Below are 4,228 nucleotides of genomic sequence, written 5' to 3' on the forward strand. Positions count from 1 at the left end.
CTGTATGCATCGGTATACAAGGATACTGTCTTTGGCAATCCAAGGGCATCCGCTGTCTTCGCCGTTCCGATTGCCACCTGTGTTATGTCAGCAGGCGCTTTGATGCTCATGAGATTCAAAGGTACCCCAGCCGGAACAATCCACGAAAATTCCATTTCCGACAAACCCATATTTCCCTGACCGGATAACTGGAATTTGACCCATGTCACCTTCCTGGTAGGGAAATGTACAGAATAACCGCTCCCGTCATTCGGGATTCCTGAAACCGTCTCAGTGCTTCCGTCGCTGAAGGTAAGTGTTCCGCCTTTCGTCCAGTCGCCTGTGTTTGCCCGATCATAGAAGGTAATACTGTTGATCGTTTGATTCGTCGGCCAATTCACCTGGATCCATCGACCCTGATCTGCACTGGCCCCAGTCCATTCGCCAACACCCGGTTCCCCCTTTTTGATACCATCGATCACTTTTCTGGGATGATAATTGTCATTGTGATATGATGAAGCGGTAGCATTAGCTGTAGCGGTCGACACTGATAACTTATTAACAAATACTCTAATGCTTGTTGTCAGAGGCACGTTATTGAGATTTGTTACTATAGTTGGCAAAATTACAGTTCCATTTACATTGAAGGTCTGTGGAGTCGCTACATTGGGATCATAGTTTGAAGCATCTACATTCCATGTCACGTTGGCATCTACCCTGATTGCATCATCGGTAACCAAGGATACTGTCTTTGGTAATCCAAGGGCGTCCGCTGTCTTCGCCGCTCCGAATGCCACATCTATTGCGTCAGCAGGCGCAGTGATGCTGTTTAAATTAATATTCTGAGCTAAAATGTCAATGTCCTGCGACGAACGGTTATACATGGAATCGTCGGTGAATACCCTGATTTTATATGGCGTATTCGGCGACAAACCTGTAACCTGATATTTCTTGTATACCTGGTATGGTTTCTCCATCGGCATCGAAAGGCTGTTAAACGATTTGTCCACTTTCCCAGTGAGCTTGTTGATAAGCTGAATATTATATTCCAGAACGCGCACATTGTCAGTTGCTTGCTTTAATGTAAAACCAACTCCGTTGTTATTGAAGTCCAAGTAATCGACCTTAATAGAACCCTCATCAAGCTGCGGAGCTATGAGTTCTCTTGTATCCTTCCTGCTATAGGTAAAGGCATCTTTGCCTTCGCCAACGATTTTTACAGAAGGTATCCCTACATATTCATCTGTAGCTAAATTATACTGTTTGATGATCATTTTTGAACCGTAAATCTCTATGAAATTTACGATTTTAGGTGTGGTAAGATAATTGATATACGAGCCTTCTATATATCCACCGTACGGACCGCCATCAATATAACTGGAATATGAACTCGCACCGCTTTCGAGAAACGTAGCCGAACCTTGAAAGTGAGAACGTTCGTCGGTCGGGTCGTATTGCGTATGACCTGACATATATACCACCTGCGAGAAGTTATTGTTGGCAAGAAAGTTACCCATAGCATTACTTGCCCCACTGCTCCATCCCGATCCCCAAATGGTTCCGCTTATAGGGAAGTGAGAAGATACAAATATGGGTTTGGTTGGATCGTAATCCTCTTCATTTTTAATTTGGTTGAGGAGATTGGTGGCTTTTCCCACCGTATTGCTGCTGTTAATATTTCCGTCAAAACCCACAAAATTATATCCTTTTACATTCACCCTATAAGCACTGTTATAGAAATGGTTTTCATATGAATTCGTTGTGGGGTTCCACGCGCCCGCCGAACCGATAGGAATAAAATTTTGGGAACCGGCCCCATCATGATTGCCTCTTACCATGTACCACTTCGTATTGTTTAACAAACCATCACTTTTAAGTTTATCTACTATTTTTGTCATACCTTTCATAGCCACATCATTATCTTGGCCGGTAATGTCGCCAGGAATAAAGACTACGTCGGCCTGTGGGAATAAACTCAGTTCTTTTGTGTACAATTTTACTCTAGCATCAATTACTCCGGGATCATCACCGACTTCCGGGTCGCTGTCTAGAAGTACATTTAAACCGGCGGGAGTTAATGTTTTATTGCTTTTTTCATAGATGAATATGGCGTTGCTTAGTTCACGTTTGTAATAATTGATGGTTTCCTGTGTATATAATTTTACATTTTGCGTTGTTGCAACCGTAGCTGCCGTATTCAAAACCTTTTTCAAATAATCAAAATCGGTTTCGCTGAAGCCGTCACCGAGACCGCCTGCTACTATTGTATTTGCTTCTGATATTGTGTCATTAAGTGCGTTCATATCTACTTTATTCACACCGTAACTCTTATAATTAGCTTGAACCATATCACTGCTTAATGCGCCTTTCCAAACATTCAGATCAGCGATATCGAATGAATTACCGCCATTTTTGCCCAATCCGTCGCTGCCTATATTTAATGGGTTCGATGTATCCAAAGATCCGAGCCCCAGCGAAGTTTCAGCCATTTCGTAACCATCAATATACAACGACCCGAGCATTTTATCTCTGTCTACAACAAATGTCACGTGACGCCAAGTCGAAGCATTAAACGTGTCGCGCCCAAATTTTACAGAATTGTCCGGGAATCCTAAATTCATATTGACCGAATTGCCTGATGTATAAATCGCCCAACCTTCGTTAGAGCTCTTAGTAAAATCCTTGTTGGATACTATGACCTGATCATTTTTAGTGTCGCCCTTATACCAGAAGGATGTGGTAAAACTGTCACTACCAAAATTCAAGCTATGCGTCGTACCGACATAATTGCCGTCTCCGCTTTCTACGTGAAGAGCTTTGGTCCCGGGTAATACACCGTCTACATAACTATAATTTCCATTTCCTTTTAAATCCTCTTGATTTGCATCGTCCTTTAAATTATTATCGAATTTCATCGATGCAATAAGGGGGTTGGCATTGTCGATTTCGACTACGTTATTCTCTGCATTTACTGCGGTGTTCGATAACATACCGATTATCATCGTTAATACGAGGGTAAAGGATAAAATTCTTTTCACTACAGAAAACCTCCATATTTTAAGTTTTTTAAGAATCTGTTCAAAAGGCTCGTAAAATGAAGTAAAAAACAAAACGAACCGCTGCAAAAAGACGTATTCCGATCCGGATGCGACGATCACGACGATACCTGTGGATACGCTTTCTTATATATCGCCATTAGTGCCCCGATTAACGTCATTTACTCAGAGACAATTCGTACAATGACGAACAGGCTAAGTTACGACATGATCCTACAAGGTCTATTGCGATAATTAACAGACATCTCAATCCGTAAGCACCACCCAAAAAAAAATTGTCTCATCCCTACAGAAAACAATTGCATATCGAAATCGATCGACACCTCTAACGCTTTGGGGATGTCGATCTTTGGGGATGCAAGCTTTGACCTCAAAATGTAGAGAATCAGAAAATGGAGCAACGACTGCGTATCAGGTAACATATGATTGAAGCCATTGCTGAATCGATGGATTTGTACGGCGCAACTCATTCGTCGGGACAATTATACGGGATTATGTTTTTTGAAGATCGGCCAATAACGCTTGAAGAGATGAAGACGTGCATGAATATGAGTAAAAGCAACATGAGCTATGAGGTTCGATCACTGATGGAGTCCCAATTGGTCTTGAAATTGGAGGAAAAACAGGAGCCATTAACCATGTTCTTCCCGAACTGACAGAGCTCATCCTTGATGAACAGTCTCCGTGCGAAGAACGGCAGGCCGCTCTTCTAGACTTGCATAAACTCCGACATGGGCTCAAGTATAATGAATGGTTAGAGCAATTTATCAACGGTCTGAAGCAAGGCCAATATTTTAAAAGTGAAGAGTAACTGCTAGTTGCGACGCCAACCAGTAGTTACTCTTTAAACTATCGAGACTAGATCTTATTTTACATTGGAACTAATTAATGAATTGCGAATACTGCAGCGCCTGCTAATTGGTCTAAACTTCTTTTCCGCTAACTTTCAGAGCTCATACGATCATCGAAACCATCTGTTCACGGGTAATGTATGAGCTGCCTGTTAGCTACGAGACGAATAGACTCTCACCTCGACCGGACTGCACCAGCTACAATTATTGGCCTAATTACAATCTTTGAATCAACCAATAAAATGCCAGCACAAAAATAAGGCAAGACACTGTAATCATCATTTTACGGTACCACGGGAACCTTTGCAGCCAAATCAAGAGGGGCAGTAATAGGCATAAGTC

2 protein-coding genes are annotated in these 4,228 nt (G+C 42.1%); one reads left to right on the forward strand and one right to left on the reverse strand.

The annotated features are described in order from the left end of the window. A partial coding sequence (locus AC1DWN_RS29040) for a DUF7402 domain-containing protein (protein ID WP_477562358.1) occupies positions 1–3,017 on the reverse strand: 3,017 nt, incomplete at its 3' end. Between the two features lie 440 nt (positions 3,018–3,457). Here AC1DWN_RS29040 and AC1DWN_RS29045 point away from each other — a divergent pair. Then, complete coding sequence (locus AC1DWN_RS29045) at positions 3,458–3,691, forward strand: hypothetical protein (protein WP_477562359.1); 234 nt, start codon at positions 3,458–3,460, stop codon at positions 3,689–3,691. Positions 3,692–4,228: the final 537 nt, after the last annotated feature.

The organism is Paenibacillus sp. P4_A7 (genome assembly GCF_056402455.1).